Here is a 21,267-nt window from a genome sequence, read left to right on the forward strand (position 1 = left end):
AACGCTCGGTCTAAATCCCCTTCCACCGCTCTTTGATTTATTCCCGGTCTTCAAGTTCGGTAATGGGAGCTTCCAACTGCCCCCTCTCCTTATGAGAGACCGTATTCACCTGTCAGGTTGATTGTAAAACTTGTTCCGCTCAGAGTCAAGTTTTTCCCTACAATTATTGGGAGCAGGAGCTTCAAGCAATTCCCTTTCAGAGCTCCCAATCCCAAAAGCCAAAGCAAACTACACTAACTTGGGCAGCTGAAGCTCTAAAACGGAATTGCCGTATGCCGAATTACACAGGCGTCTGGTAAAATTTGAAGTAAGGAGGAGGAATTGAGAGTAAGAACCGGAAGGGAAATCCGTCCGGAGAGCAGGCTTCTCGACGACCTGCTGAAAGAGATTGTTAAAGAACGCCTCAAGCACCGCATCTACGTTATAAAGTGGGTGCTTGTGGATACCAAGGGTTACTCCCTGTCCGACTACGACAGGTTTATCAAGTGGATTAACGACTTCCCGAAGGGAAGGAGAATCCACCCCGGCCTGCTCATAGACATTCTTACCGACCTCGGAATTCCCTACCAGGAAGTCTTCGAGGAAGCCCTCCGGAGAAGGGCACGGATTCTCAAGGAGAGAGAGCAGATTACCCATCTCTGATTACCCCGTCCATACGTTTTCTCCCAAAGCGGACTCTCTGCCACACGGCAGAGTCCGCTCCCTTTTCTGTAACGAGGGCCTCTTTTCTGAGGCGGGGCGGAAGCTCCTTGAGAACAGTTTCAAGGTCATCTACACCGACGGTAAGGAAAAGCTCCCCGGAGTAGTAGTCGAAGTGAAACTCACCTACTACTCCGATGCTCCTCAACTTCCAGAGTTCCCTCTTGAGCTTCTTAACCCGCTCTTCCTCGATGTTCGCCAGACGGATAACGCACCGCTTTTTCCTCGTCCTCAGTCTCAACTTGCCCTCCCAAGGTAGAGGTTTCTAAAGACCCGCTCCATGTTCCAAAAGCTCGCGGGACTGTCCTTGAGAGCAAAGCTAATCAGTAGGCCAATCGGGTTGACGTTGACCCTGGGACCGTAGCCCGAACCCGGCCGCAGGGAGAGAAGCTCGTAGATGTAGGCCGGGACGAACCAGTAGGAGCCGTAGATGTCCTTCAGGGCCTCGTACCGCCCCTCAACCCTGCCGAGGATTCCGGTGTCGCCGGCAAGCTTCATGACAGGGGCCGCAAGCTCTTTCAGGGCTTTGAGTATCCGCTGAAGCTCTTGTTTGTCAAGCCTTTCGGCCAATTTGTTAGTACTCCCTAACTTCGCCGCCTTTTGTTTGTCTTTTAAAACTTTAGGGTCTTTTCCCGTAGTTTCCGGTTTCTGTCGTTGGGTAGCGGTTTTACCGGTGACTTCCGCACATCTTCCTTCCCTCTCTCTTAGCTTTTTGTTATTTGACGAATTTTGAATATTATGTTTCTCTCCACCACCATATATATTATTAGATGTTGGTGGATATATAGATGTAGTAATTCTTTTCTTAGATGTAGTAAGGGACTCTTGGGCTTTTGGCTTACTTCCTCCTGCCGGTTTTTGGTGTCCGTCTATTGGGGAATTTTTCAGGTTGGTGTCCGTGTATTGGGGAATTTGGTGTCCGTCTATTGGGGAATTTTTAGGGGGTGTCCGTCTATTGGGGAATTTCTCTGAAAGGTGGCTTCGTGTTGGAGATTTTTCAGGGAGAGCAATGCTCCACTCCTTGAGGAAGGGGTGGGAGAGGGAGTAGAGCTGTGCTATCTCAAGGAGAGTCTCGTCCGGCCAGTGAACGGGGGAGCGGACGAAAAACTCCGTCCCTTTCCTTGAGGTTTTAACAGAGAGAACTCCTCTGCTTACGAGCTCCTCTGTTAGTTTCCCTACCGACGCCTTGTCTATCGAAATGGCTCTGGCTATACTCCTCGTGCTCGCAACTGCTTTACTGGTCTCTTTATCTTTGAGGTAGTGCAGGTAGAGGTAGAGAGCCTTGGCCTGTGCCGAGACGGGGAGCAGGAAGGCAATCTTCGGAACGGGGAAGAACCTGTTGTCGGGGTAGATAAAGGAGAGGTCCTGAGGCAGAACCAGCTCTACCTCGGTTCTTCCGCCCCTGCCCCTTTTTCCCTTTATCCACCTGACGAACTTATCGGGGTGCTCTCCTCCCGCCTCAACTACCGCAAGGCGATTGAGAGTTTCTATCTCCTTAAAGAGTTCCTCTATCCTTGACTTGCTCTTTGTTGAAAGGACTCTCCGGAGTTCCTCGGTGGTGGTTCTGGCTGTGCTCCCGTTAAAGCAAAGGGCATAGAGGTAGCCCATTCCGATTAGGAATCTTGCCTTCCACTTGAACCTGCTCCCTGCCTTAAAGAGAGCAGTTGGATACATCAGGAAAGAGGGGTTGGCGGCCCTGAGACGGACGGTAATGGTGTTGACTTCTTCAGGTTTGTGGCTTACAATTTCTTTAGGCATTTGTTGCCTCCTTTGTTTTTTGGGCATTTTGCCCTCCTTGTTTGGTTTGAGGTTTTCCCCGGCTGCCACCGGGGAAAACAATTCTTCCCTACGATTCTCCACAATTATACCAAAGCTCCCTTAGCGGGAGCTTCCCTTTTTTTCCAATCCACTCAGTATTCTCTGTAGTTTTAGAGCATATTGCCTATTATACTTTGGCGTTGTTGAGTGGTAGGTTGCTATGCCCTCCCAGCTCCAGCCGTGCTTTTTCACTTTGTTCACAAGGATTTGGCAGGCCTTGAGGTAGCTTTCGGGGAGCAGGAAGGCCTTTTCCGGGGGAAACCGGTGGACTGCGTAGTTAATCTGGAAGGGCCCGAGGTCGATGTTCCTGAAACCTCTCTTTATCAGTTCCCTTGCGGTATAGACGCACAGCTCGTAACTCTTACAGTCGTAGGAGTTCTCTCCCAGCTTCCGGAGCCACGGTATCTCAACTCTCACCGGGGAGTTTATCCTGATTACGTATGGGTAACCTGCCCTGCCCACTTCGGCCTTTGATATTGCCCACATCACTGCGTAGGGAACCGGACAGAGGGCGACCGCTTCTTTAAGAGTTAAGGCCGACGCCGAAGGGAAACCTGCGAGCAAGCTCGTCAGCAACAGCAGCAACAGCCTCACTCTCATTTAACCCCTCCTGAGCCATCTTTATAGCCAGTTCCTCCATGAAGAGGGCTACTCGATGGGAGTCTGTGGTAAAGAGCCAGTCGTGGAAGGGAGTAATGACCGGTAGGAGGACGGCACTCTTGTTTTTCCTGCCTCCGTAGTTCTTGAGGGCGAGGTGAAACTCCCTCTTGGGCCTGAGAAGCTCATCAACGCTGTCGGGGTTGGAGGTGTCGAAATACCTGAGGTCTTCTTCCCTGAAGGGAATCAGCCCTTTCTCTCTCAGCTCCTTCAGGTCTCCGTAAGGTTGGTTCATTGTTATAAAGATGAAGGTGCTCTTCAGGATTGCCGAGAGGTCAACTCCCCCTGTTTCTCCCGTGAAGTCCTTGAGATACTGGGAAATCAAGACTGCACCTGTCCCCAGTTTTCTGTAGGTTCTGAAAATTGTAACGAAGAAGTTTGCAATCTCCGGAGAAGAGAGAAAGCTCCAGATTTCGTCCCCCACAAAGCACTTGTGCTCCTTCCTGTTCCTGTAAGAGTAGTAGTTGACGTAGGAGAGGAAGACCATCAGGAGCGTTTCTACGAGGGCGGTGTTGTCCTGAACAGCTCCGAGCTCCAGGATAGAGACCTGAGCGTCTTCGTTGAAAGAGGTAGGGCGGTTGAAGAACTTGCCCAGCCCGTCTTCCTCGGTGTAGGCCGCAAGGATTGAGTAGAACCTCTGGGCCGTCTCCCTCTGGGTCTGAGTGGTGCCGAAGTCCTTTAAGAACCTCCTGAAGTCCCCCAGCAGGGGAACGGAAGAAGTCCCTCCTCTTCTCAGGAACTCGCTCACAGCTTCTGTGAGGACTCCCTCCTCGACGACGGTGAGCTTCCTGTCCCGTCCCAAAACTGCCCGCAGGAACGAGAGCAGAAGCCTGAGCTTCTCCGCCCTGTACTCCTTCTCCTCGTCGCTGACGGCCTTTATGGTCGTCCCGTCAAAGACGTTAAACGATACCGGATTCTCCAATGTGACTCTGTAGTAGTCTCCCCCTGCGTACTTGCAGAGCTTCACGTAGCTGTCCTGTTTGTCTATTACCCAGAGCTTTACTCCCTGGGCTATGAGGTCGGAAATGAAGTAGTTAGCCGTGTAGGACTTACCGCTTCCCGTGTCCCCCGTGATGATTGCGAGCCAGGCGTTGAGCATTGCGTCAAAGAGGGAGAAGTTAACGAGGTCTCCCTCTCTGGTCAGGAAGAGGGAGGAGGGCCTGCTTTCTGAGCCCGGAAACCGAATGGGCCCGAGGGTGTAGGAGTAGTCGCAGGCGTTAGAGAGCATGGTTCTCCTGCGGTATTCTGTGGCGTTTATCCTTGCAGGCAAGGACTGCAAGAGGGTGTGAACGGGCGTGTACCTGTCCACCTCTACCTCGTCCTCTCCAAAGAGGGAGACCTCCTGTCCGTCTTCCCCCCTCACCTTGACTCTCTTCAGCCTCTTGAGGTAGCTCTGGACCTCTACCGGAGTGCCTCCGTAGAGGACTCCGTTGAAGTCAAAGAAGATAGGGCGGTCTCCCCTGTGGATTCTCCTTTCAAACTCCATCAGCTCGTCGTATTTGTCCTGAACCTCTGCATCTTCCGGAGACTGGCGGTAGGCGTTCTTAATCATTCTCTTTGTGATTAGTTCGAAGCTCTTTCCGAGAACCTTCTGGGAGAAGTAGATTGAGAAGTTGAGAACGCAGTCGCCCTCCCAGTAGTCAAGGAGGAACCTTCCCATCTGCCCTACCGTGAACTGGGTCAGTTTTTTGAACCTTATCGGGTAGGCCGGAGTTTCGTCTATCCTCAGGTAGGAGAGGCGGTTCACCTTGTCGTTTACCACCTCGCAGTATGACTGAGAAACAGCGTCTGGAATGGACTCAAATGCCGGCGGGTTTACCAGGTAGCTCTTCCTGGGGTTGAGGACGAAGTAAAAGAGGGAGAGGACTTCTTCTTTCGTTGCCTCCCTTGCCTTTACTCCGACGCTTTCGAGGGCCGAAATCAGCTTCCCTGCTGCGTTTCTTACAACCTCCTCCGAGTCTTCCTCTCCGTAGAAGGGAAGAAGCTCCCTTACCGCCGCAGGGATTGAACCTTTCTCGGGGAGGGAGGAAACGGTTATGAAGAGTCTGGTTCTCCTGGGAACCGGGATTCTTCCCTCTGCACCGGAAGCTCTCTCTTCAATCAGGGAGATTACTCCCCGGGAGAGCTTCCGGAACCTCTCGGGCCTTTTCTGCGTGAGCTTTTCATACTCCCTGAGGAACTCTTCCACCTTACGGTCCCTGACTACCGTGATGTCAACTTTCAGGCCGTCTTCGAAGTCGGACAGTGCAGAGGTTACCGTCTCGCTGATTCGGTCGAGCTCTTTCTGTGTGAGCCCGCCGTTTTCAAAGGGAGCTTCAACGAATAGGACTCTTGCAAACCTCTCGTCGGTCGTCTTTAGGGTTCCGTTCCTGAACTCCTTGGCGTGAAGCTCTTCCCGCAGCGGCGGAGAGCTTTGTAGCGACTTGAGAAACTCTTCTACTTTCAAGGCCGGTCTCCTTGACTGTTGTCCGGTCGATTTATAATTATAGGGACAAGCTGGCAGTTTCGCTGTCAATCAGGAGGAGGAGAAACATGGAGAAGATGAAGAAGGTGAGGTTCAAGACCGTAGAGATTGAAAGGGGAGACGGCGTATGGAAGGTTGAAGGGAAAGCCTCTCCTCCCGGCTGGGAATCTCCCTTTGTCGGAACAGTATCCACGCCGACTAATCTCTCTTCCTTCTATGTCGTGGCAGAGCTTGCAAGGCTCTTCGGAGAGCGCTCGACGACTTACTTTTCCTACCTTCCCCCGAAGCTCAGAGAGATGCTCAGAACCTCTACAGAAGAGGTGATTCACACCCTCTACAAGGACGATAAGAACCGTCAGGTGGAGCTCAGGATAGTGGAAAAGCCCCAGTACTCGTTAAGGGCAAGTCTAATGTTCACCGACTACTCCACCAGAAAGGAGAGGACTTCCGTTCCCCTCAACGACCTTGACCTTTACAAGTTCAAGGAGTTCATAAAACCCGACATTAGAAAAACGGCTGTAGTTGATACCGACGGAGAGGTTCTCCTCTTTGAGAAGACCGAGGACGGGGGAGTGAAGGTGGTTAACCCCTACGGGGAGGAGATTTTCCTCGAGCCCGACGAGAGGTGCGTGGTTGCCGCCTCACTCAATACCCTCCTTTCAGAGCAGGTCCGCTACTGGGAGTTCGTCAACAACGTTAGGGCCGAGTTCCTCGAGACGGCCCTTGAGGAGGTTCTGGATAAAACCGACGAAACTGCCCTCAAGAGATTCCTATCTGAGTGCGACACCAAGAGGTGCAGGAAGCTCCTTGAACTCATGAAGGACCCCCTGTGGAAGGAGAAGCTCAGAGAGCTTCTTCACACGAAACCCAGAATGGTTGACCCTGTTATTGAGTTTGCCCGCAGAGAAGGCCTCTCCGAAAGGGCAGAGGAACTTGCCCTCGCCCTTGAGGCGGGAAGGGGAGTCTGGAAAAGGAGAGTAAAGGCCATTCGACCCTTAAAAATTTTTAAAGAAAACTACTCTCCGGAAGAAGCGGCCGTATCGTTCTGGAACGATTTCTCAAGGGAGCTTCCCCAGCCCAGAATGCGTTTCGGCCGCTACTACATGAAGGAAAGCATTCAGAACCCGATACCGGTTCTGTTTCTGCTCTCGATTTTTGAGCCCGACTAAACGAGGGAGAGGAAGGAGATGCTGGAGTATGCCTATGCCAAAGAAGAGAGGCTGTCTGAGTTTAGGTTCGGCAACGTTGTTGAGCCTTCGTTTCTAATCGATTATCTCCCTCCCAAGGCCTGTAAAGGAGGAATGAAGAGGCTCGAGGAGATTAGGAAGAGCAACGACTGGGAGCTTCTCCTTGAGTCTTTCACCCGCTCGAGAATCATCAGGGCGATTATTAAGGCCGGATACTCCTTCTACACAGATGAGCTTCAGCGGAAGAGGAGCGCCCTCTACCGTGAGCACTACGGCCTCATCTGCGAGGCCGTGAGCAGAGTAAGCGGGTTTCTCTCTGAAGATTTTGTCTCCGAGGCCACGGTCGCCTTCCTGGAGGCCCTTGACAACATTGTTCCCGGGAAGTTAAACGGTGCCAAGCCGACCACTTACGTCTTCGCTCATATCGTCAGCCGCCTTAAAGAGTTCTGCACTTCCAAGTCCGGGCTGACCGTCTATACCTACCTCAAGAAGCTCTGCGGATACGAGAACGCTTCAGAGCTTCTTGAGCAGGGACTGGTCAGAGTCAACGGAAGAGTGGTCAGAAAACCCTCCTGGAAGGTCTCCCTGACCGATGAAATCCTCGTGGGGGACGAGAGGGCCGCAAGTCCCTCTTCCTGCCTCGGGGAGCCCTCTACCCCGGCTTCACAGGAAGAGGAGCTCCTCTCTTCAGACTTCTGGAGGGTTATAAGGGGAACCGTCGGAGACGTAGGGGCGGAAGCTCTTGCAATGTATGCGAACGGTTTCAGCTTCAGGGAAATAGCAGAAGAACTCGGCCTCTCTATTTGGCAGGTCTCCGAGTTTATCAGGAAGGCGAGGAGGGAGAGGAGCCTTGAGGAGCTTCTTGAGTGAAGTTCTCTCTGCGGGCAGGTTTGCCGTAGTCTTGCCCGACCGGATTTACCGCAACCAGCTCTTCCGCTCCATCGAGGACGGTTGTCTTGTTACCCGGGCGTTCATTAAGGTTCCCCTTGAGGAAGTCAGGTTTTTCTTCTTTCACGACCTCGACCTTTTTCGCTTCCGGAAAAGGGGCCGCTACGGCAGGTTCATCTCCTTTCGCTGCGACGGGAAGCTCCTACGGGGTAGAGTCCTCTCGGAAGACCCGTCCTGGCTCCTCATAGAGCTCGGGAGAGTGCCTTTTCTCTTCAGGAAAGGCAGGAAAGGTTAGAAGTACTTCAAGGCGCACTTCATCAGCTTTATGGCTTCTCTTCTTACTCTTTCAAGCTCCTCGTAGTCTTTAAACAAAAGGTTTTTTGCCTTTGCAGTAAGACGCTGGTTGAGCTCCGGATACTTTACCAGTATATCGGGCGTTATGGGACCGATTTTTTCGAGAAGCTCAATCATCTCCTCGAAGAACTCCTTTTTGCCGCGTTTCATAAACAATGTGTCATGAATTATGGCCTTGGTTGAGCCGAAGCTCTTCTTTCTCAACGTCGGGAAGTCTCCCTCCCCTTTCTCGTGCAGTATCTCCAGGAGATTTGCTATTAGCGGTATAAAGCCGTGAGGAATGTAGATTAGTCTGAACTTAATCTCCTCTATCAGCGATTTAGGGGCTATTCTCAGTATCTCTCGGAGAATGCTTTCCGACACGAAGAACTTTGCCTCTGGACAACTCCTGACGAGGGAGAGTATCTTCTTCGCTGCCACTTTTACGTTCGCTCTTGACATTCCGGCTCCCTGTTAACCTTTTGTCCGTTCTTTGTCTGTCCTATGGCTGTTTTTCGGTTGGTAGAATGTAAGTGCTTGGTATACTGAAATTATAGGCAACTACTTTCAGGAGGAGACATGACCCGAACCCGAACAACTGTCCGCCGCAGGAGAGTGGAGCAGCTCCTCCCGATGACGGGACTGACGTCCAAGGCCGTTCAGGAGCGATTCGGACTTCCCCTTCCTCTTCTGGACTTCCTTGACGAGCTGGAGAAAGTTCTGAAGAGAAAAGTCTTGTCGAGGGAAGAATACGACTACTACCGCAGGCACCTCTTCACGCTTGCTATTGGGGTGAGGGAGACAAGTGAGGAACTTGCGGAAATATTTGAGGAGCTTCTGAAAAAGCTTGACGAAAAGGACGTCGGCAGGGAGATAACGCTGACGGAATACACCAAGAGTCTCTCATACTCGCGGCGGAAGGCTATCAGACACTTTACCAGCTTTCTGAGGAAGAGGTTCCGGAAGGTTGCTCCTCTGGTTATCGAGTACGAGGTTCCGGAGAAGCTCGGGCCTGCTGTGGACACTTACGGCCACTTCCGCCTCCACCACGCTCCGGGGAAACCTTATAAGTTCTTAATTGTCGGGAAAATCTACCGAAAAGACAAGGATAGGGCTTTTATTCTCGAAAGAGAGAGAGTGGTCGGGGAGATAGATGTTGAACCTTGAGAAGATTTTAAGCGTAACGAACGGTCATCTGAACGCAGAGAACTCGCTGGTTTTCCCTCTGTTGAGAAGGTATTATCTGAAGGGTTACCGTGTCGTCCTGCCGGGCAACACTCCCGACGGAACCGTCAGAGGGCTGCTCTTTTGCAGGCCCTCTGACGGTAAGGTGAGCTTCCACCTCTACGGGGTTCACTTCCACCAGCCCTTCCGTAAGGACTGCCCTGTTATCGTTGTGAAGTCTTACCTGGACTTTGTCGCAGTAAAAGAGGTAAGCGGGGAAATAGGGGTCAATCCCGTCCTTGCGGCTGCCTCAATCGAGGAGGCAGCTGTGAGGTATGACCTGGAGGGATTCAAGGTTGACAGGCCGGTTTACGGAAGGTTTCTGCTCCTTCCCGTAGAGGAGTTCGGCGGGCTGTGGAAGATGAAGCTCAAGTATCCTAAGACGTTCCGATACCGCCTGCTCCGTCTTATGGAGCAGGCGGCGGAACTTGAGAACGAGTTTTTGAGGCTCTCTGAGATTTAGAAGCCCTCAAACTCCTTGGCTATGTCCTTGAGGGGGTTTGAGGAGCTTCGGTCGGTTTTCGGTTCGGGCTCGGGTCTCCGGGCCGGTTTTGGGCGTTCCGGAGTTTCGCGACGCTCCTGCTTCGGAGGAGCTTCATTCCTGCGGGCAGGGTCGGAAAGCTCGCCGGAGAAGGCAATCTGCAATATCTCTTCCCTGTCGAAATTCGAGAAGGCCCACTTAATCAGGGCTTCCACGAGGGAGCTTTTGAAGCCCTTGGGCACTAAAGAGAGAAGCTCCCTCGTTTCTGCGTCTATGTATAGCTGTATAGGTTTTCTGTCTTTCTTATCCATTCAGCACCTCCAAAAAGCCCCTTACGTTCGAAAACTCAGGAGCTTCCGGGATTATCAGGGCCATCTCTTCCTTAAATTCCTCGGGGATAAAGTATCCACCTCCACCGGCCACAATCCGGGAGCTGGCCCTTGTCCAGCTCTCCCCGAGCTCTTTCTCGATTTCGGAGAAGAGCTCTTCAGCGTAGAACTCTTTTTCGCTCTCTATAATCGAGGAGAAGTCGTACTCCCTTCCGAGGAGCTTAATCTTCCCTCCCCGCTTCATCATCTCGTTTGCCTCAATTTCCGAGATGAGCTGGCCGGTCTCTTCTCTGATTCTCTGAATCACGTTGCGTATTATCCTTGAAGTTCCGTAGCCCGGGAAGCCTCTGAAGAATTCCTTTCGAGGCTTCCCGTTCACGTAGAACGATAAGTCGACAGTATTAAACCCTATGTCGACCACGAAAACGGCTTCGTCGGTTTTCTTGGGGAAGACGTCCCTGTATATTCCGTACCCCTGAGGGAAAACGTAGACTTCGGAGAAGGAGTATCTCTTTCCGTTGATTTCAAAGCTGGAGATTCTCTTCTTGAGGGTTTCTATGTGCTCTCTTTTGTAATCGCTGATGGCGACCGATACCGCAATGGCGTCAAATTCCTGCCCGGAGTCTCTTATCATCTTTGCAATGAGAAGCGGGGCGTAAGTGGGAATAAACCCTTTTTTGCGGGTCGAAATCGGTTTGCCGGCGAAGAATGCCTCTTCGCCTACAAGATACCTGACCCCCTCGAATACCATCTCGTCGGAAGTCCCCTCCACCTCTACTTCCGTCTTGAGGGCGGGGCCGAGTCTGACGACTGCTGTAGGGAACTTTCTGAGCTGAAGCTCACCGTCCTTGAGAAAGCCGTATTTAGTGTCCCCGTAGCCTATGTCTGTTATTAGGGCTTTCATCTGCACCTCCTTCCCAGTGGTTTTCCCTACGATTATACATTGTTTTGTAATGTTTGGCAATGTGTTTGTTTGTTGTTGTTTGTTGTGTAATGTGTTGTGATGTTGTGTTAGGCCTGCAATGTGGGGTGTTTTAAGGGGCACCCTTTCTCCCTACGCCTCGCCATGTTTTTGTTGCTTTTTGTTTGTTGTTGTTTGTGTTTAGTTGTGTTTGTTTGTTGTTGTTGTGTTATGTGTTGTATTGTGTTGTTATGTTGTGTCGGGAGCTTCCGTCTTTTTGCTCTCGGAGCGAAGCTCTCTGCGGAGCTTCCACAGAATCCTTTTCAGCCTCTTCTTGCTGACCTCTATTCCGAGCTTCTGGAGCTTCGCCTCCAGGAGGAAGAGGTAGTACTTGTGGAAGATGTTGGTTCCTCTCTGGTAGTCGGAAAGAATTATGGCCTTTATCGCTTCGGGCTCCTCTTCCTTATCAACGTGGACATAAATAGTTTTTCCGCCGTAACCGAGGAGTTTCAGAAGCTCTTCGATTATCCTATGCTCCGGAGGAAAGGTGACGAACCTTGCGTCGGGAACTCTTACGATTCCGTTCTCTGCGAGCTCAAGCTCTCTGTTCACAACCTCGACGAGCTTCTCGATGAACTTCTTCCTACTTATGCTCACTTTTCCTCCCTGTTTCCGAAAAATCCCGATAGTTTTCCCTATAATTATAGGCGGAGGTACCGATGGCGATAAAGCTCATAGGTTCCGGGGATTTTCTCTTTGAAGGCGGTCGTCAGACTCGCTCCGGGGCTCCTCCTTTTGAAGGCTTAGTCTCCCTGTCCCCGGAGGAGCAGGTGCAGCTGGCCGTTATCCTGAAAAGAAAAGGCGAGAAGGAGTATCTCAGGGCCGGAAGCGTCGACTTCGCCTTTTACTTCAAGGAGAACGGTTCCTGCAACCTGGTTATCCGGGACTATGTGGACAGGAGAACCTCTTACTTCCCCCTCTCTCCGGTAGAGCAGGAGGAACTCAGGAGAATGATTCTCGTCTCCCTTGACGGCACGGACCTTTCCCTCTACCTGGAGGGAAACCTGATAGAGAAGGGCCACGGGGAAGAAAGGGTAAGAGTAAACGGCGTTCTTGTCCCGACCGAAGAGTGCTGGAGATTGGCCACTGCTCTTGAACTCGGGGCAAGGTACAGCTTTCACACTGGTTCGCTCTCAATAGAGGCGGGCTTTTCCTACGAAATCAGCAAGTATGTTCTCTCTTCGGAGAGTGCTCTGAAGCTCCAGGCGGTTTTTGAGTCCGCCTCTTTGGAATTCAGGCCCTACTTCGTGGGGATATGATGAAAACTGCGACTCTTGAGTCTGTTCTCAGAGGGTTTGAAGCTCTTCTCTCCATTATCGAGGACGGCCGCTCGCCTACTCCAGAGGTTTACGCAGAGTACTACGAGAAGGCTTCCGGCAGGTGCGAGACCGTCGCCCTTGCTGTTATCGAGAGCTTCCAAGCTTTTGGGAAGCTCCTTGAAGAGGTAATAGAGGGTGAGTGCAGGCTTTCGCAGAAGCTGGCAGAGCTTGTCGGGAAGAGAGGCTTGACCTTTGCGGTTGAGCTTTTCAAGGATTGTCTGACCGGAGTCTGGAATAGAAGAGCACTCTCTTACTACTTTGCCAAGGTTGTCCTGCCTACTCTCTCCGAGAGGACCTGGAGCCTCGCCTTTATAGACCTCAACAACTTCAAGAAGATAAACGACACCTACGGTCATCTGGAAGGGGATAGAGTCCTCCGCGAGTTCGCCCAGCTCCTTTCGGGGGCCTTTTCCGGGAAGGGAGAGCTTGTATGTAGGTACGGAGGAGATGAGTTCGTTGTGGTTTCTCCCTGCTCTCCGAAGGAGATGGGACGGAAGCTCGAGGAACTTCTTGCCTTTTCGGACTTTGCCGTCGGCGTTACGGCGGTGAGTCCGGGAGATTCCCTCAGCAGCGTTATCGACAGAGCCGACAGGGCAATGTATCGCTCAAAAAAAACGAGGAAGGTGGAGTACGCATGAGACCCAAGTTCTTCTTCCAGAAGATTTACCGCCCGGACGGCTCTCTTTTAGGCGTAGAGCTTTTCGTGAGGGATTTCACGGTCTCTCCGTTTACCGACCTCTTTATTTTCCACTGCGCCCTTGAAGAGGTGTCCGTCAGGGACATTCCGGTTCCGGTTCACATCAACCTGTTTGCCTCCTCGGTCAGGTTCGTCCGCTGGGACGAGATAGCCGAAGTTTTCGGAAACCGTATCGTCGTAGAGCTGGTCGAAAAGGACGTGCAGCTGCACCTGACTGCGATGGATTCCCTGGTCCACTCCGGCATTACCTACGCCCTCGACGACTTCGGGAACGGCTCGGCAAACTACTCTGTTCTCAGGGAGCTTCACTTTCCGGTGGTAAAGGTTGACGTTGAGTTTACTCCCGAAAGGGTGATTCAGGAGCTTAAAGAGACCTTCGGCGTCCCCTGCGTCGTTGCCGAGAAGACGACCTCGTGCCCCTACGCCGACGCCCTTCAGAGCTTCAAGCTCCACCGCCCCGAACCCATAGAGAACCTGGAGGAGAGCCTTGCCCTGGAGATTCAGAAAAAGGCCTAAGGTCTTCAGGAGCGATAGGGAAATAGCGGAGTGGGTGGGCTACCCCTACCAGAGCGGGGACGTCTTCCTCGGATACGGCCTCTCCCTTGAGAGGAGAGGCCCTGAAAAGTGGGAGCCCGTCTTTGTCTTCGTTCCCCGGAGCCTCTCTGTGGCCCACGGTCTAATTCACGGTATGACCAGGCACGGTAAGTCCCGCCTCCTTGAGAGGCTTGCTTACAACGACATTCTGGAGGGCCTCTCGGTAGTCGTGATAGACCCTAAGGGAGACTCGGGACTCCTTGAGACCAACCTCTCTGCCTGCATAAAGGCAAACAGGCTCAGGGATTTCATGTTCTTCTCTCCCATTTACCCTGAGCTCTCCCTGCGGGCAAACTTCCTCTACGGGCTTACTCCCGACGAAATCGTTGACGTCGTTATAGCAGGCCTTCCCCAGAGCAGGGACGAGTTCTTCATAAAGATTGCAGAGGAGACCACCAGAGCGATAGTCCACGCCCACTTTGCCCTCGGCAGGGAGGAAATCAGGTTCGTTGACATCTTCTCAAACATTCCCCAGGAGGAGCTCAAGAAGATTGAAAACGAAATCACGGAGAAGATTGCAGAGGGAGTCAAGGAGAGGGAAGACGCAGAGCTCTTGATGAAGGAGATTGCCAACTCCCCGAGGGACTACTACTCCAAGGTTGTCTCCACTCTGAGGACCTCTATATCGGCCCTCTGCGTCGGGCCAATCGGGGAGCTTGTGGGCAAGGCAAGGGGCAACCCCATATACGAGAGGCTAATGAACGGAGAGCCGATGGTTCTCCATGCCTACCTCGGCTCCCTCCTCTCAAAGGGCAGGGCCTACGTTCTCTCAAGGCTTCTGCTCTCAACGATGGTTATCTACGCAGGACGCTACAACTCGGCCAATAAGAAGTTCAACCCCATGCTGAGAGTCCACGCCGACGAGGCCTCAAACGTTTTCTTCCACGGTATTGAAGACCTCATAAACAAGGTGGGCGGCACCAACTTCTCCTGCTGGTTCTACACCCAGTCCTTCAACGACATAGTGGCAAGGGTGGGGCAGGAAGTAGCGGGAATGATGTTTGACAACACCCACACGAAAGTTGTCTTCAAGGTTGACGACGCCAACACCATAAAGAGGCTGGTTGAGATAGTTCCCGAAGTGGAAAAGCCCCGCTACTTCGTCAGGGACGGCATAGACGTCATGGGGGGCGGCAAGGAGCCTCTAATTCAGCCCTCCCAGTTCGGCCAGCTCCCCGTCGGAGTCTGCTACGCCTACACCGAAGGCAAGTGGTACCGCCTCTACAACCCCGTTCTGGTTGAGGACACCAAAGAGGCCATTGACGGGGTGGTTGCCTACGCAGAGAGGTTGGGGAAAGACCCCTCGGCCTACATCGTTGAGGTTCGCCCCCCCGTGAAAGTTGAAAACCTTTTCAGGTAGGAGGAGAGGTGCTGGTAATCGTTGAGTCTCCCACCAAGGCAAAGAAAATCCAGTCCTTTTTAGGCAAAGGCTACACGGTTAAGGCCAGTTTAGGCCACGTCAGAGACCTGCCCCCAGACGAATTTGCAGTCTCAATAGAGGCTTTAGAGCAGGGGAAGTTTCCCTTCAAGTTCAAAGTCCTTGCGGGCAAAGGCAGAGTGGTTAAGGAGCTTCAGAGGCTCGCCTCCGGGGAGCTCGTTCTCTGTGCCTCAGACCCGGATAGAGAAGGGGAGGCCATCGCTTGGCACTTAGCCCAGCTACTCAAAGAAAAGGCTAAAGAGGTTAAAAGGATTGAGTTCCACGAAATAACGAAGAAAGCCCTCCAAGAGGCCGTAAAGAGGCCCAGGGAGATAGACCTCAACAGAGTCCGTGCCCAGTTCGCAAGGAGGGCGATAGACAGGATACTGGGCTACCTGATTAGCCCTGAACTCTCAAAGGAGCTGGGCAAAAGAGGCCTCTCTGCGGGCAGAGTTCAGTCAACCGCTTTGGCAGAAATCGTCAAGAGAGAGCGGGAGATAAAAGAGTTCGTCCCCAAGCCCTACTGGGTGGTTGAGGTAGAGCTTGAGAAAGACGGCAAAAAGTTCAGGGCAAGGACTGAGAAGTTCTGGGACAAGAAAGAGGCTCAGGAAAACCTCAGGTTCCCCACGCTCCTTGTAATCAGGGCCGATAAGAGAAAGAAACTTGAAAAGCCCAAGGCTCCCTTTACAGCCTCAGCTCTCCAGCAGGAGGCCAACCGTCTCTTTAAGTGGAGCCCTGAATACACTATGAAGGTGGCTCAGGAGCTATTTGAGAACGGTTACATAACCTACCACCGTTCAGACTCCCCGAGGCTGTCTGAAGAAGCCGTCGGCTTTTTAAGGAACCTAATCCCCCGCCTTTTCGGCAAGGACTACCTTCCTGCAAAGCCTTTCGTTTATAAGGCCAAAGAGGGAGCTCAGGACGCCCACGAGGCAATTAGGCCGACTAAACTCACCCCGGAGGGAGCTCCCGAAAACCTCAAGGACAGGCTCACTCCTCAGCAGCTAAAGCTCTACACCCTTATCTGGAAAAGAACGCTTGCCTCACAAATGAAAGAGGCCGTCTGGAATACTCAAACGGTAGTTCTGCAAAACGACAGGGGAGTCAAGTTCACGGCAAAGGGCAAGACCCTCGTCTTTGAGGGCTGGAGGAAGGTTTACGACGCTGAAGTGGAGGAAGACGGAGAGGGAATTCTTCCAGAGCTCAGGGTCGGGGAGAAGCTCCCTGCGAAGCTCAGGCTCAAGGAGGACAAGACAAAGCCCCCGGCCCGCTACACCGAAGGTTCTTTAGTTAAGTGGCTGGAGAAAACTGGAGTGGGCCGTCCCTCAACCTACGCTTCTACGGTGAAGACCCTGAAGGCAAGAAAGTACGTTGTCGTTAAGGGCGGCAAGATGGTTCCAACGGAGACGGCCTTCCGGGTGATTGAGTTCCTTGAGGAAAAACACCCGTGGATACTCTCACCTGAGCTGACCGCCCAGATGGAAAAACAGCTTGACCTTGTGGAGCAGGGGAAACTTGACTGGAGAAAGCCTGTTCTGGAGACGGTGGAGAAGGTTAGGGAGCTTCTGCCTCTCCTATCGGAAGAAAGGGACGACAGGCCTACCGAGAAACAGCTTGAGTTTGCCCGCAGTTTGGCTGAGAAGCTCAAGAAAGAGCTCCCTGCCGACGTTCTCCTCTCCAAGAAGAAGCTCTCAAAGTGGATAGACGGGGCAAAGAGGGAGCTTGCCAAGGAAAAGGCCAATGCTCCGCTGTCTGAAAAACAGGTTGCCGTCATAGAGAAGCACGGCGACGAAAAGGTCAGGGAAGCCCTCCTGAGGGGCGACTACGCCTACTGCCGAAAGTGGCTTGACGGGTTTTTCAGGGAGCTGAAGAGGAGCGGGAGGAGGAAGAAGAAGTGAGGACCTGTTCCTGCGGGCAGGAATTAACCGAGGAGGTTTCGGCTTGACGGTTGACGACGCAGTGAGGCTGATAGCTTCCGCCGTCAAGGATAGAGACGTTACCAAGGCTCTTGAAACCGCCATGTGGCTTGAGAGGGAAGTGGTTAATACCTCTTTTAAGAGGGCCGTTATTGTGGTCATCGCGGCCCTGAGAACCGTCCAGACCGTTAATACGCCTTACACCTGGAGTATTTGTGATTCGGCCGTCAGGAATCTGGAGAAGAGCTTCCGCTCCCTGTATATGAGACGGCCTTAATCGGCAGCGGCCGCTATTACCTGGGTGTAGGTATCCCCGTTAATCTTCTGAATCAGCACTGCTTCGTATGTTGTTCCTTCCTTCGGTTCTATCTCCAGCGGGAAGTACACCCTCGGAAGCTCTTCGAGGGAGGTTTCCACCCTGTAGGTCTTACCTGAAGTTGAGGACTCTACCTTCACAACCCGGAACCTTTCGTAGATGACTCTGCGGGCAGTCGAGGAGTTTTTCAGGTTCTCTATCTCCAAGTTCACGAGCTTGCGGGCAAGCTCTGAGTCGTCTATCTCTACTCCGACTTCCCTGAGCCTGTTGTTCTTCGACAGGAAGTTATAGCTGGTTATCGTGACCGAGTTCTCCCCTGCGAGGACCTTGTGGTGGACGTTATCCGCAAAGAGCTTCACCCTGCCGTTCGCCTTTGAAAGCGTTCTTGCAAGGAGCAGGAGTCCCTCGTCTCCGAACCTTACCGTGTTCCACTCTCTACCGATTACCAAAAAGAGGGTGGAGTCTTCCCTCTCAAGGAAGGCCTCAATCTCCGGAAGCCTCTTTTTAACGGCGTCCTCGGTGATAAAGGGAGAGGTTAGAAAGACTTTTCTTTCAGAGGCGAAAACCCTTGCAAAGAGCTTGTCGTGTTCATCGCTTGAAACAAGCCTGTAGTTGTTTACCTTTCCGGTTCTGAGGTACTCCTTCATCTGCTGAAGCAGCTTCTCGGCTCCGGTTAGAGACCGAATTACCTCTCTCGGTATGGAGCTTCTGAGCCTGCTTTCAAGGGTGGCTACCGTGTTCTCAAGGCTCTTCTTTTCAAGTTGCAAAAGGCTGAGCTGTTCCATCAGTCTTGAGTTCTCAGAGAGCTGGACCTGTAGCTGCCTGCTCTTCCGCTGAAGCTCCTCTTCGTATTTCCTAACGATTTCCTCCTTCTCCCTGACGAGTCTGTCGAGTTCCTGCCGGAGGGAGGAGGCCTCTCTGAAGATTACCTCTTTCTCCCTCTGTAGAGATTCCAGGGCTCGAAGCTCGTCTTCTCTGGAGGCCAGTAGCCTTGAGAGGGCGGCTCCTGTTACGGTTCCTATTACTGCTGCTGCGATTATCTCTAACATGATTCCCTCTGAAACACCAATCTTCCCTATAATTAATAGGGAGAAACCGAGCTCTTTGGAGGAAGAAATGAGGAGGCACCTCGGGCTTGTCGTGTTTGCCCTAATTCTGTTTGCTGCGTTCTCGCAGAACGCCTGGGCTTTGAAAGATTTTAATACCGTTCAGGAGGGACTGAACTCCTGGGCCAACGACTTGGTTGAACTACTCGGAGGGCCAGGAGGGGCAGTCCTTGCAGGAATAGGAGCTATAGGCCTCTTCTTCGAATCGAAGTTCACAGAGAGCAAGCTCCTAATGTTCGGAACGTTCATGATTACGATAGCTCCATTTCTGATTGCCTTGGTACTGAAGACCCTGTACCTTTAGGGGGCGTTTTGAAGAAGAACTTCAAGTATCTCTTTGAGGACAAAAAAATCTTCGGCTTCTATACTGACGAGCTCTCGGTTGCACTTCTAGCCGGAATAGCGGTTGCCTTGCCCGTTTACGCGTTCTCAAGCGATTCCGACCTGGTTATTTTCCGGAAGCTCGGGGGCTTCTTCCTGCTTTCCATAATCGCCTTCGTAGCCTCTGTCGTACTCTCAACGATGAGGGCCGTAAGAGGTAACGACGATAAGACCTTCTACGTCAAACTGCTCGGTAGAGATGAATCTCCCAAGACCTTGAAAGGGAAGTTCGCCAAGTTCGTTCTGTATCTGATTGTCGTGGACAAGGTGAAAGGAAAGGAGCGGATAACGAAGACGAGAGACTACTCTCCGTAGGAGTCTTGAATGGAGAAAAAGCATCTTCGGGAACTTCTCGAGGAGATTTACGGCGGGCAAACAAACGCCCTTGAGAGGGCCGGAAGACTTATAACCGCCTGGAAGGTTGCTACCGGCGTATTTGCCTTTGCCTTTCTGATTACCCTGGGAGCTCTCCTGTGGACGCTGACCCACCCGTTTGAGATTTCGGTTAAGGGGCTTCCCGTAAGGGGAGTCGGCGGTTTTGGAGTTGACGTGGTAACTCCAAAGCAGTTAAAGGAGTTCGGCAAGAACGCAACCTATCTGCTGTGCAACCTTAACGAAGACAACCTACCGGACCGTTTTGACGCCCTTGAGACGATTTCCACTCCCGACTGGGCAAGGGAGATTAAGGCCCTCCTTCCCGATACCGAGAGGAAGTTCAGAGAGCTTCAGATGACCCAGACCTGCTCGGTTGAGGACTCGATGGTTGAGGTTAAACCCCTTGCGAGGGACACTTTCCTCGTTAAAGTCCCGGCCAGAATGCACTACTGGATAAAGGGAAGGGAGACGCAGGGCGTTCGCTACTACACCTTTGTTGTCAAAACCTGCCCCGCCACCGGAGAAAATCCTTACGGTTTCTGCATAAAGGAGTGGGAGATAAAAGATGTTGATTAAGCCGCTGATGAGGTTCCGGGACGAGTCGGTGGGCGGAGTAAGGGAGGGAGCTCTCACTGAGGCTGACGTTCCGGACAGGAGAACGATTTACTATCAGGCCAGGATTGACGGCAGAACCTACTCGGGGATAAGGGTTTTCCACCGTCTCGGAGCCCACCTTACCCTCTGGAGGGTCAACCTTGAGGAAATGAAGGAAGAGCTTCTTGAGGGTTGGGAGAAGGTGGTTGACTTCGTGGAAGGGAGAGAGGTTTCCATCGAGCCTTTTAGGCCCGTGAAGCTCTCGCTTATCTACGGCGAGGGAGACTTCTCTCCTTACAACTACTGCACCGTAAGGACGTTTACCGGGAGCTTCACCTTTGTAGAGGCTGACACCGAGGAGTCTGCAAGGTTCGGTTTTCCGGTCAGGGACCTGAAAGGCAGAGACCTTGAGGTGGCCTCGGTGCTCTTCTCGCCGCCCCTGCACTCTTTCCTCTCCCTGAGAGCCCTGAACCTGCTGAGGTAGCTGTGAGGAAGCTCGGAGCTATCCTGCTACTGCTCCTGCTCTTCTTTGTCTCACCTGCACGTGCAGGGATTACCGATACGGACCTTAAAAACTGGCTTGATTTCAATTGTATAGACTTCAGGATAAAGGGTATCTGCGTAAGGCACCACCACTTTCACATTCAGGTGGGCCTGAGAATCTCCTACTACCTCCCCGTGGCTGTTGTGGAAGCTCCTCCTAATCCATATCAGACTGAGCTTGCCTTTTTGAAGCCGATAATGCAGCTTTCAAAGCCTCTCGTCGATAGGTTGATGGAAAGTCTTCTCGGCCAGGACTACTACGAGTTTGGCGGGAACGTCTGCGGCGTTGAGGACACCTACTACAGAGAGGTTCACATTGTCTCCTTCCCGGGGCTCGCAAATCCGGTTCTTCAGTTAATAGCCACCTGCGACCGACCGCCTTCCCTTTACTTCCTCTGGTTGTCTGAGACGGACCCGATTCAGTGGAGGTTCGGTGTAAAGGACTACATATCCGCCGTGGCTTCGATTCCGGCAAAGATAAACTCTCTGGTTAACACGCTTTCGAGCTTCTCCAGCTCCATCTCCTCCTCCTCTCCCTCGGCTCTGTTCCAGTCCCTAAAGGATAGGTTGCGGGGACTGGAACAGAAGCTCTCTTCCTACAAGCCGGAAGACTTTAAAGAGCTCTTTAAAACGCTTCAGCAGGGAGCTGACCTCCTGTCGAAGAAGATTCCGGACGGCGGGTGGGGCAGTAAGTTCCCCCACACGGGCTATGTTCACGATATTTCTTCGACAGTTGCCTACCACCTTATGGCCGTAAGGGCTTTAGACTACGCTTTTCCCCTCAAGCCCAGGTGGGGAGTTGACAAGTTTCAGGAGGTCTATCCGGAACAAACCGGCTGTTATACCTTGGGGAGTGACCGGGTAAAGACCGAGTACGGGAAGCTCCTCAAGGGTGAAACGCTGGTTTGGATTTATTGGTATAGGTTTGAGTGCTGTTTGTTTTAGGTGCTAAAAGAGGTAAGCAATGG

Annotated in this window: 26 protein-coding genes; 17 read left to right on the forward strand and 9 right to left on the reverse strand. The window is 52.4% G+C overall.

Going from position 1 to position 21,267, the window contains the following annotated elements:
* Window positions 1–321: 321 nt before the first annotated feature.
* Window positions 322–642, forward strand: coding sequence for a hypothetical protein (locus THEAM_RS08825; RefSeq protein ID WP_013524890.1), 321 nt, complete (start codon window positions 322–324; stop codon window positions 640–642).
* Here the strand turns inward: THEAM_RS08825 and THEAM_RS08830 are convergent.
* The 4 genes from THEAM_RS08830 to THEAM_RS08845 form a co-directional block, all read right to left on the reverse strand.
* The gene (locus THEAM_RS08830; RefSeq protein ID WP_013524891.1) at window positions 629–940 is read right to left on the reverse strand and encodes a hypothetical protein; all 312 of its coding nucleotides are present in this window, start codon (window positions 938–940) and stop codon (window positions 629–631) included. The two genes, THEAM_RS08825 and THEAM_RS08830, sit on opposite strands and share 14 nt — an antisense overlap.
* Window positions 937–2,457 carry a helix-turn-helix domain-containing protein gene (locus THEAM_RS08835; RefSeq protein WP_013524892.1) on the reverse strand — a complete coding sequence of 507 codons (1,521 nt, stop codon included), beginning with the start codon at window positions 2,455–2,457 and terminating at the stop codon, window positions 937–939. The genes THEAM_RS08830 and THEAM_RS08835 overlap by 4 nt, the downstream gene beginning before the upstream one ends.
* A 120-nt stretch (window positions 2,458–2,577) precedes the next feature.
* Window positions 2,578–3,117 carry a lysozyme family protein gene (locus THEAM_RS08840; protein WP_157629696.1) on the reverse strand — a complete coding sequence of 180 codons (540 nt, stop codon included), beginning with the start codon at window positions 3,115–3,117 and terminating at the stop codon, window positions 2,578–2,580.
* The gene (locus tag THEAM_RS08845; protein WP_013524894.1) at window positions 3,041–5,620 is read right to left on the reverse strand and encodes a TraG/VirB4 family ATPase; all 2,580 of its coding nucleotides are present in this window, start codon (window positions 5,618–5,620) and stop codon (window positions 3,041–3,043) included. The genes THEAM_RS08840 and THEAM_RS08845 overlap by 77 nt, the downstream gene beginning before the upstream one ends.
* Window positions 5,621–5,706: 86 nt before the next feature.
* On the opposite strand from THEAM_RS08845, the gene THEAM_RS08850 reads away from it, so the two are divergent.
* From THEAM_RS08850 to THEAM_RS08860, 3 genes are read left to right on the forward strand one after another with little or no spacing between them, the layout of a single operon-like run.
* Window positions 5,707–6,807: a hypothetical protein gene (locus THEAM_RS08850; RefSeq protein ID WP_013524895.1), complete on the forward strand. Its 1,101-nt coding sequence runs from the start codon at window positions 5,707–5,709 to the stop codon at window positions 6,805–6,807.
* A gap of 18 nt (window positions 6,808–6,825) precedes the next feature.
* The gene (locus tag THEAM_RS08855; protein WP_013524896.1) at window positions 6,826–7,695 is read left to right on the forward strand and encodes a S4 domain-containing protein; all 870 of its coding nucleotides are present in this window, start codon (window positions 6,826–6,828) and stop codon (window positions 7,693–7,695) included.
* Entirely contained in the window at window positions 7,676–8,008 is a 333-nt protein-coding gene (locus THEAM_RS08860) for a hypothetical protein (protein WP_013524897.1), read from the forward strand. The genes THEAM_RS08855 and THEAM_RS08860 overlap by 20 nt, the downstream gene beginning before the upstream one ends.
* On the opposite strand, the gene THEAM_RS08865 is transcribed toward THEAM_RS08860, so the two are convergent.
* Window positions 8,005–8,508: a hypothetical protein gene (locus THEAM_RS08865; RefSeq protein ID WP_013524898.1), complete on the reverse strand. Its 504-nt coding sequence runs from the start codon at window positions 8,506–8,508 to the stop codon at window positions 8,005–8,007. The genes THEAM_RS08860 and THEAM_RS08865 overlap by 4 nt on opposite strands.
* Before the next feature lie 153 nt (window positions 8,509–8,661).
* Between THEAM_RS08865 and THEAM_RS08870 the strand changes: the two genes are divergently transcribed.
* Window positions 8,662–9,213, forward strand: coding sequence for a hypothetical protein (locus tag THEAM_RS08870; RefSeq protein ID WP_157629699.1), 552 nt, complete (start codon window positions 8,662–8,664; stop codon window positions 9,211–9,213).
* Window positions 9,200–9,733: a hypothetical protein gene (locus tag THEAM_RS08875; protein WP_013524900.1), complete on the forward strand. Its 534-nt coding sequence runs from the start codon at window positions 9,200–9,202 to the stop codon at window positions 9,731–9,733. The genes THEAM_RS08870 and THEAM_RS08875 overlap by 14 nt, the downstream gene beginning before the upstream one ends.
* Here the strand turns inward: THEAM_RS08875 and THEAM_RS08880 are convergent.
* The 3 genes from THEAM_RS08880 to THEAM_RS08890 form a co-directional block, all read right to left on the reverse strand.
* Window positions 9,730–10,062: a hypothetical protein gene (locus THEAM_RS08880; RefSeq protein WP_013524901.1), complete on the reverse strand. Its 333-nt coding sequence runs from the start codon at window positions 10,060–10,062 to the stop codon at window positions 9,730–9,732. The two genes, THEAM_RS08875 and THEAM_RS08880, sit on opposite strands and share 4 nt — an antisense overlap.
* Window positions 10,055–10,984 (reverse strand): ParM/StbA family protein, encoded by a 930-nt coding sequence (locus tag THEAM_RS08885; protein ID WP_013524902.1) that lies wholly within the window; start codon window positions 10,982–10,984, stop codon window positions 10,055–10,057. The genes THEAM_RS08880 and THEAM_RS08885 overlap by 8 nt, the downstream gene beginning before the upstream one ends.
* Window positions 10,985–11,230: 246 nt before the next feature.
* Window positions 11,231–11,638, reverse strand: a complete 408-nt coding sequence (locus THEAM_RS08890; RefSeq protein WP_013524903.1) for a hypothetical protein — start codon at window positions 11,636–11,638, stop codon at window positions 11,231–11,233.
* Window positions 11,639–11,700: 62 nt separating this feature from the next.
* Between THEAM_RS08890 and THEAM_RS08895 the strand changes: the two genes are divergently transcribed.
* From THEAM_RS08895 to THEAM_RS08920, 6 genes are read left to right on the forward strand one after another with little or no spacing between them, the layout of a single operon-like run.
* A complete protein-coding gene (locus tag THEAM_RS08895) occupies window positions 11,701–12,300 on the forward strand; it encodes a hypothetical protein (RefSeq protein ID WP_013524904.1) in 600 nt (199 codons plus the stop codon).
* The gene (locus THEAM_RS09520; RefSeq protein ID WP_049767059.1) at window positions 12,300–12,998 is read left to right on the forward strand and encodes a GGDEF domain-containing protein; all 699 of its coding nucleotides are present in this window, start codon (window positions 12,300–12,302) and stop codon (window positions 12,996–12,998) included. Before THEAM_RS08895 ends, THEAM_RS09520 begins: the two co-directional genes overlap by 1 nt.
* Window positions 12,995–13,573 carry an EAL domain-containing protein gene (locus tag THEAM_RS08905; protein WP_013524906.1) on the forward strand — a complete coding sequence of 193 codons (579 nt, stop codon included), beginning with the start codon at window positions 12,995–12,997 and terminating at the stop codon, window positions 13,571–13,573. Before THEAM_RS09520 ends, THEAM_RS08905 begins: the two co-directional genes overlap by 4 nt.
* Window positions 13,545–15,011, forward strand: coding sequence for a type IV secretory system conjugative DNA transfer family protein (locus THEAM_RS08910; RefSeq protein ID WP_013524907.1), 1,467 nt, complete (start codon window positions 13,545–13,547; stop codon window positions 15,009–15,011). The genes THEAM_RS08905 and THEAM_RS08910 overlap by 29 nt, the downstream gene beginning before the upstream one ends.
* Before the next feature lie 8 nt (window positions 15,012–15,019).
* Entirely contained in the window at window positions 15,020–16,966 is a 1,947-nt protein-coding gene (topA, locus tag THEAM_RS08915) for a type I DNA topoisomerase (protein ID WP_013524908.1), read from the forward strand.
* 43 nt (window positions 16,967–17,009) lie between these two features.
* The gene (locus THEAM_RS08920) at window positions 17,010–17,261 is read left to right on the forward strand and encodes a hypothetical protein (protein WP_013524909.1); all 252 of its coding nucleotides are present in this window, start codon (window positions 17,010–17,012) and stop codon (window positions 17,259–17,261) included.
* Here the strand turns inward: THEAM_RS08920 and THEAM_RS08925 are convergent.
* Window positions 17,258–18,349, reverse strand: coding sequence for a hypothetical protein (locus THEAM_RS08925; protein ID WP_013524910.1), 1,092 nt, complete (start codon window positions 18,347–18,349; stop codon window positions 17,258–17,260). The two genes, THEAM_RS08920 and THEAM_RS08925, sit on opposite strands and share 4 nt — an antisense overlap.
* A 67-nt stretch (window positions 18,350–18,416) precedes the next feature.
* Here THEAM_RS08925 and THEAM_RS08930 point away from each other — a divergent pair, with 67 nt between their 5' ends.
* Genes THEAM_RS08930 through THEAM_RS08950 form a run of 5 tightly spaced genes read left to right on the forward strand, consistent with a single transcriptional unit; the run spans window position 18,417 to window position 21,244 of the window.
* On the forward strand, window positions 18,417–18,710 hold the full coding sequence (locus tag THEAM_RS08930) for a hypothetical protein (RefSeq protein WP_013524911.1): 294 nt from the start codon (window positions 18,417–18,419) through the stop codon (window positions 18,708–18,710).
* Between the two features lie 8 nt (window positions 18,711–18,718).
* Window positions 18,719–19,102, forward strand: a complete 384-nt coding sequence (locus THEAM_RS08935) for a hypothetical protein (protein WP_013524912.1) — start codon at window positions 18,719–18,721, stop codon at window positions 19,100–19,102.
* A 9-nt stretch (window positions 19,103–19,111) separates the two neighbouring features.
* Complete coding sequence (locus THEAM_RS08940; RefSeq protein WP_013524913.1) at window positions 19,112–19,738, forward strand: hypothetical protein; 627 nt, start codon at window positions 19,112–19,114, stop codon at window positions 19,736–19,738.
* Window positions 19,728–20,240: a hypothetical protein gene (locus THEAM_RS08945; RefSeq protein ID WP_013524914.1), complete on the forward strand. Its 513-nt coding sequence runs from the start codon at window positions 19,728–19,730 to the stop codon at window positions 20,238–20,240. The genes THEAM_RS08940 and THEAM_RS08945 overlap by 11 nt, the downstream gene beginning before the upstream one ends.
* Window positions 20,241–20,242: 2 nt before the next feature.
* Window positions 20,243–21,244 carry a TraU family protein gene (locus THEAM_RS08950; RefSeq protein ID WP_013524915.1) on the forward strand — a complete coding sequence of 334 codons (1,002 nt, stop codon included), beginning with the start codon at window positions 20,243–20,245 and terminating at the stop codon, window positions 21,242–21,244.
* Window positions 21,245–21,267: the final 23 nt, after the last annotated feature.

The organism is Thermovibrio ammonificans HB-1, assembly GCF_000185805.1.
GTDB classification, from domain to species: Bacteria; Aquificota; Aquificia; order Desulfurobacteriales; family Desulfurobacteriaceae; genus Thermovibrio; species Thermovibrio ammonificans.

Coding starts and splice junctions, on each gene's coding strand:
- THEAM_RS08850 (WP_013524895.1), top strand. CDS start 5,707: ATGGAGAAGATGAAGAAGGTGAGGTTCAAGACCGTAGAGATTGAAAGG.
- THEAM_RS08885 (WP_013524902.1), bottom strand. CDS start 10,984: ATGAAAGCCCTAATAACAGACATAGGCTACGGGGACACTAAATACGGC.
- THEAM_RS08865 (WP_013524898.1), bottom strand. CDS start 8,508: ATGTCAAGAGCGAACGTAAAAGTGGCAGCGAAGAAGATACTCTCCCTC.
- THEAM_RS08905 (WP_013524906.1), top strand. CDS start 12,995: ATGAGACCCAAGTTCTTCTTCCAGAAGATTTACCGCCCGGACGGCTCT.
- THEAM_RS08930 (WP_013524911.1), top strand. CDS start 18,417: ATGAGGAGGCACCTCGGGCTTGTCGTGTTTGCCCTAATTCTGTTTGCT.
- THEAM_RS08940 (WP_013524913.1), top strand. CDS start 19,112: ATGGAGAAAAAGCATCTTCGGGAACTTCTCGAGGAGATTTACGGCGGG.
- THEAM_RS08945 (WP_013524914.1), top strand. CDS start 19,728: ATGTTGATTAAGCCGCTGATGAGGTTCCGGGACGAGTCGGTGGGCGGA.
- THEAM_RS08880 (WP_013524901.1), bottom strand. CDS start 10,062: ATGGATAAGAAAGACAGAAAACCTATACAGCTATACATAGACGCAGAA.
- THEAM_RS08855 (WP_013524896.1), top strand. CDS start 6,826: ATGCTGGAGTATGCCTATGCCAAAGAAGAGAGGCTGTCTGAGTTTAGG.
- THEAM_RS09520 (WP_049767059.1), top strand. CDS start 12,300: ATGAAAACTGCGACTCTTGAGTCTGTTCTCAGAGGGTTTGAAGCTCTT.
- THEAM_RS08895 (WP_013524904.1), top strand. CDS start 11,701: ATGGCGATAAAGCTCATAGGTTCCGGGGATTTTCTCTTTGAAGGCGGT.
- THEAM_RS08875 (WP_013524900.1), top strand. CDS start 9,200: ATGTTGAACCTTGAGAAGATTTTAAGCGTAACGAACGGTCATCTGAAC.
- THEAM_RS08835 (WP_013524892.1), bottom strand. CDS start 2,457: ATGCCTAAAGAAATTGTAAGCCACAAACCTGAAGAAGTCAACACCATT.
- THEAM_RS08925 (WP_013524910.1), bottom strand. CDS start 18,349: ATGTTAGAGATAATCGCAGCAGCAGTAATAGGAACCGTAACAGGAGCC.
- THEAM_RS08840 (WP_157629696.1), bottom strand. CDS start 3,117: ATGAGAGTGAGGCTGTTGCTGCTGTTGCTGACGAGCTTGCTCGCAGGT.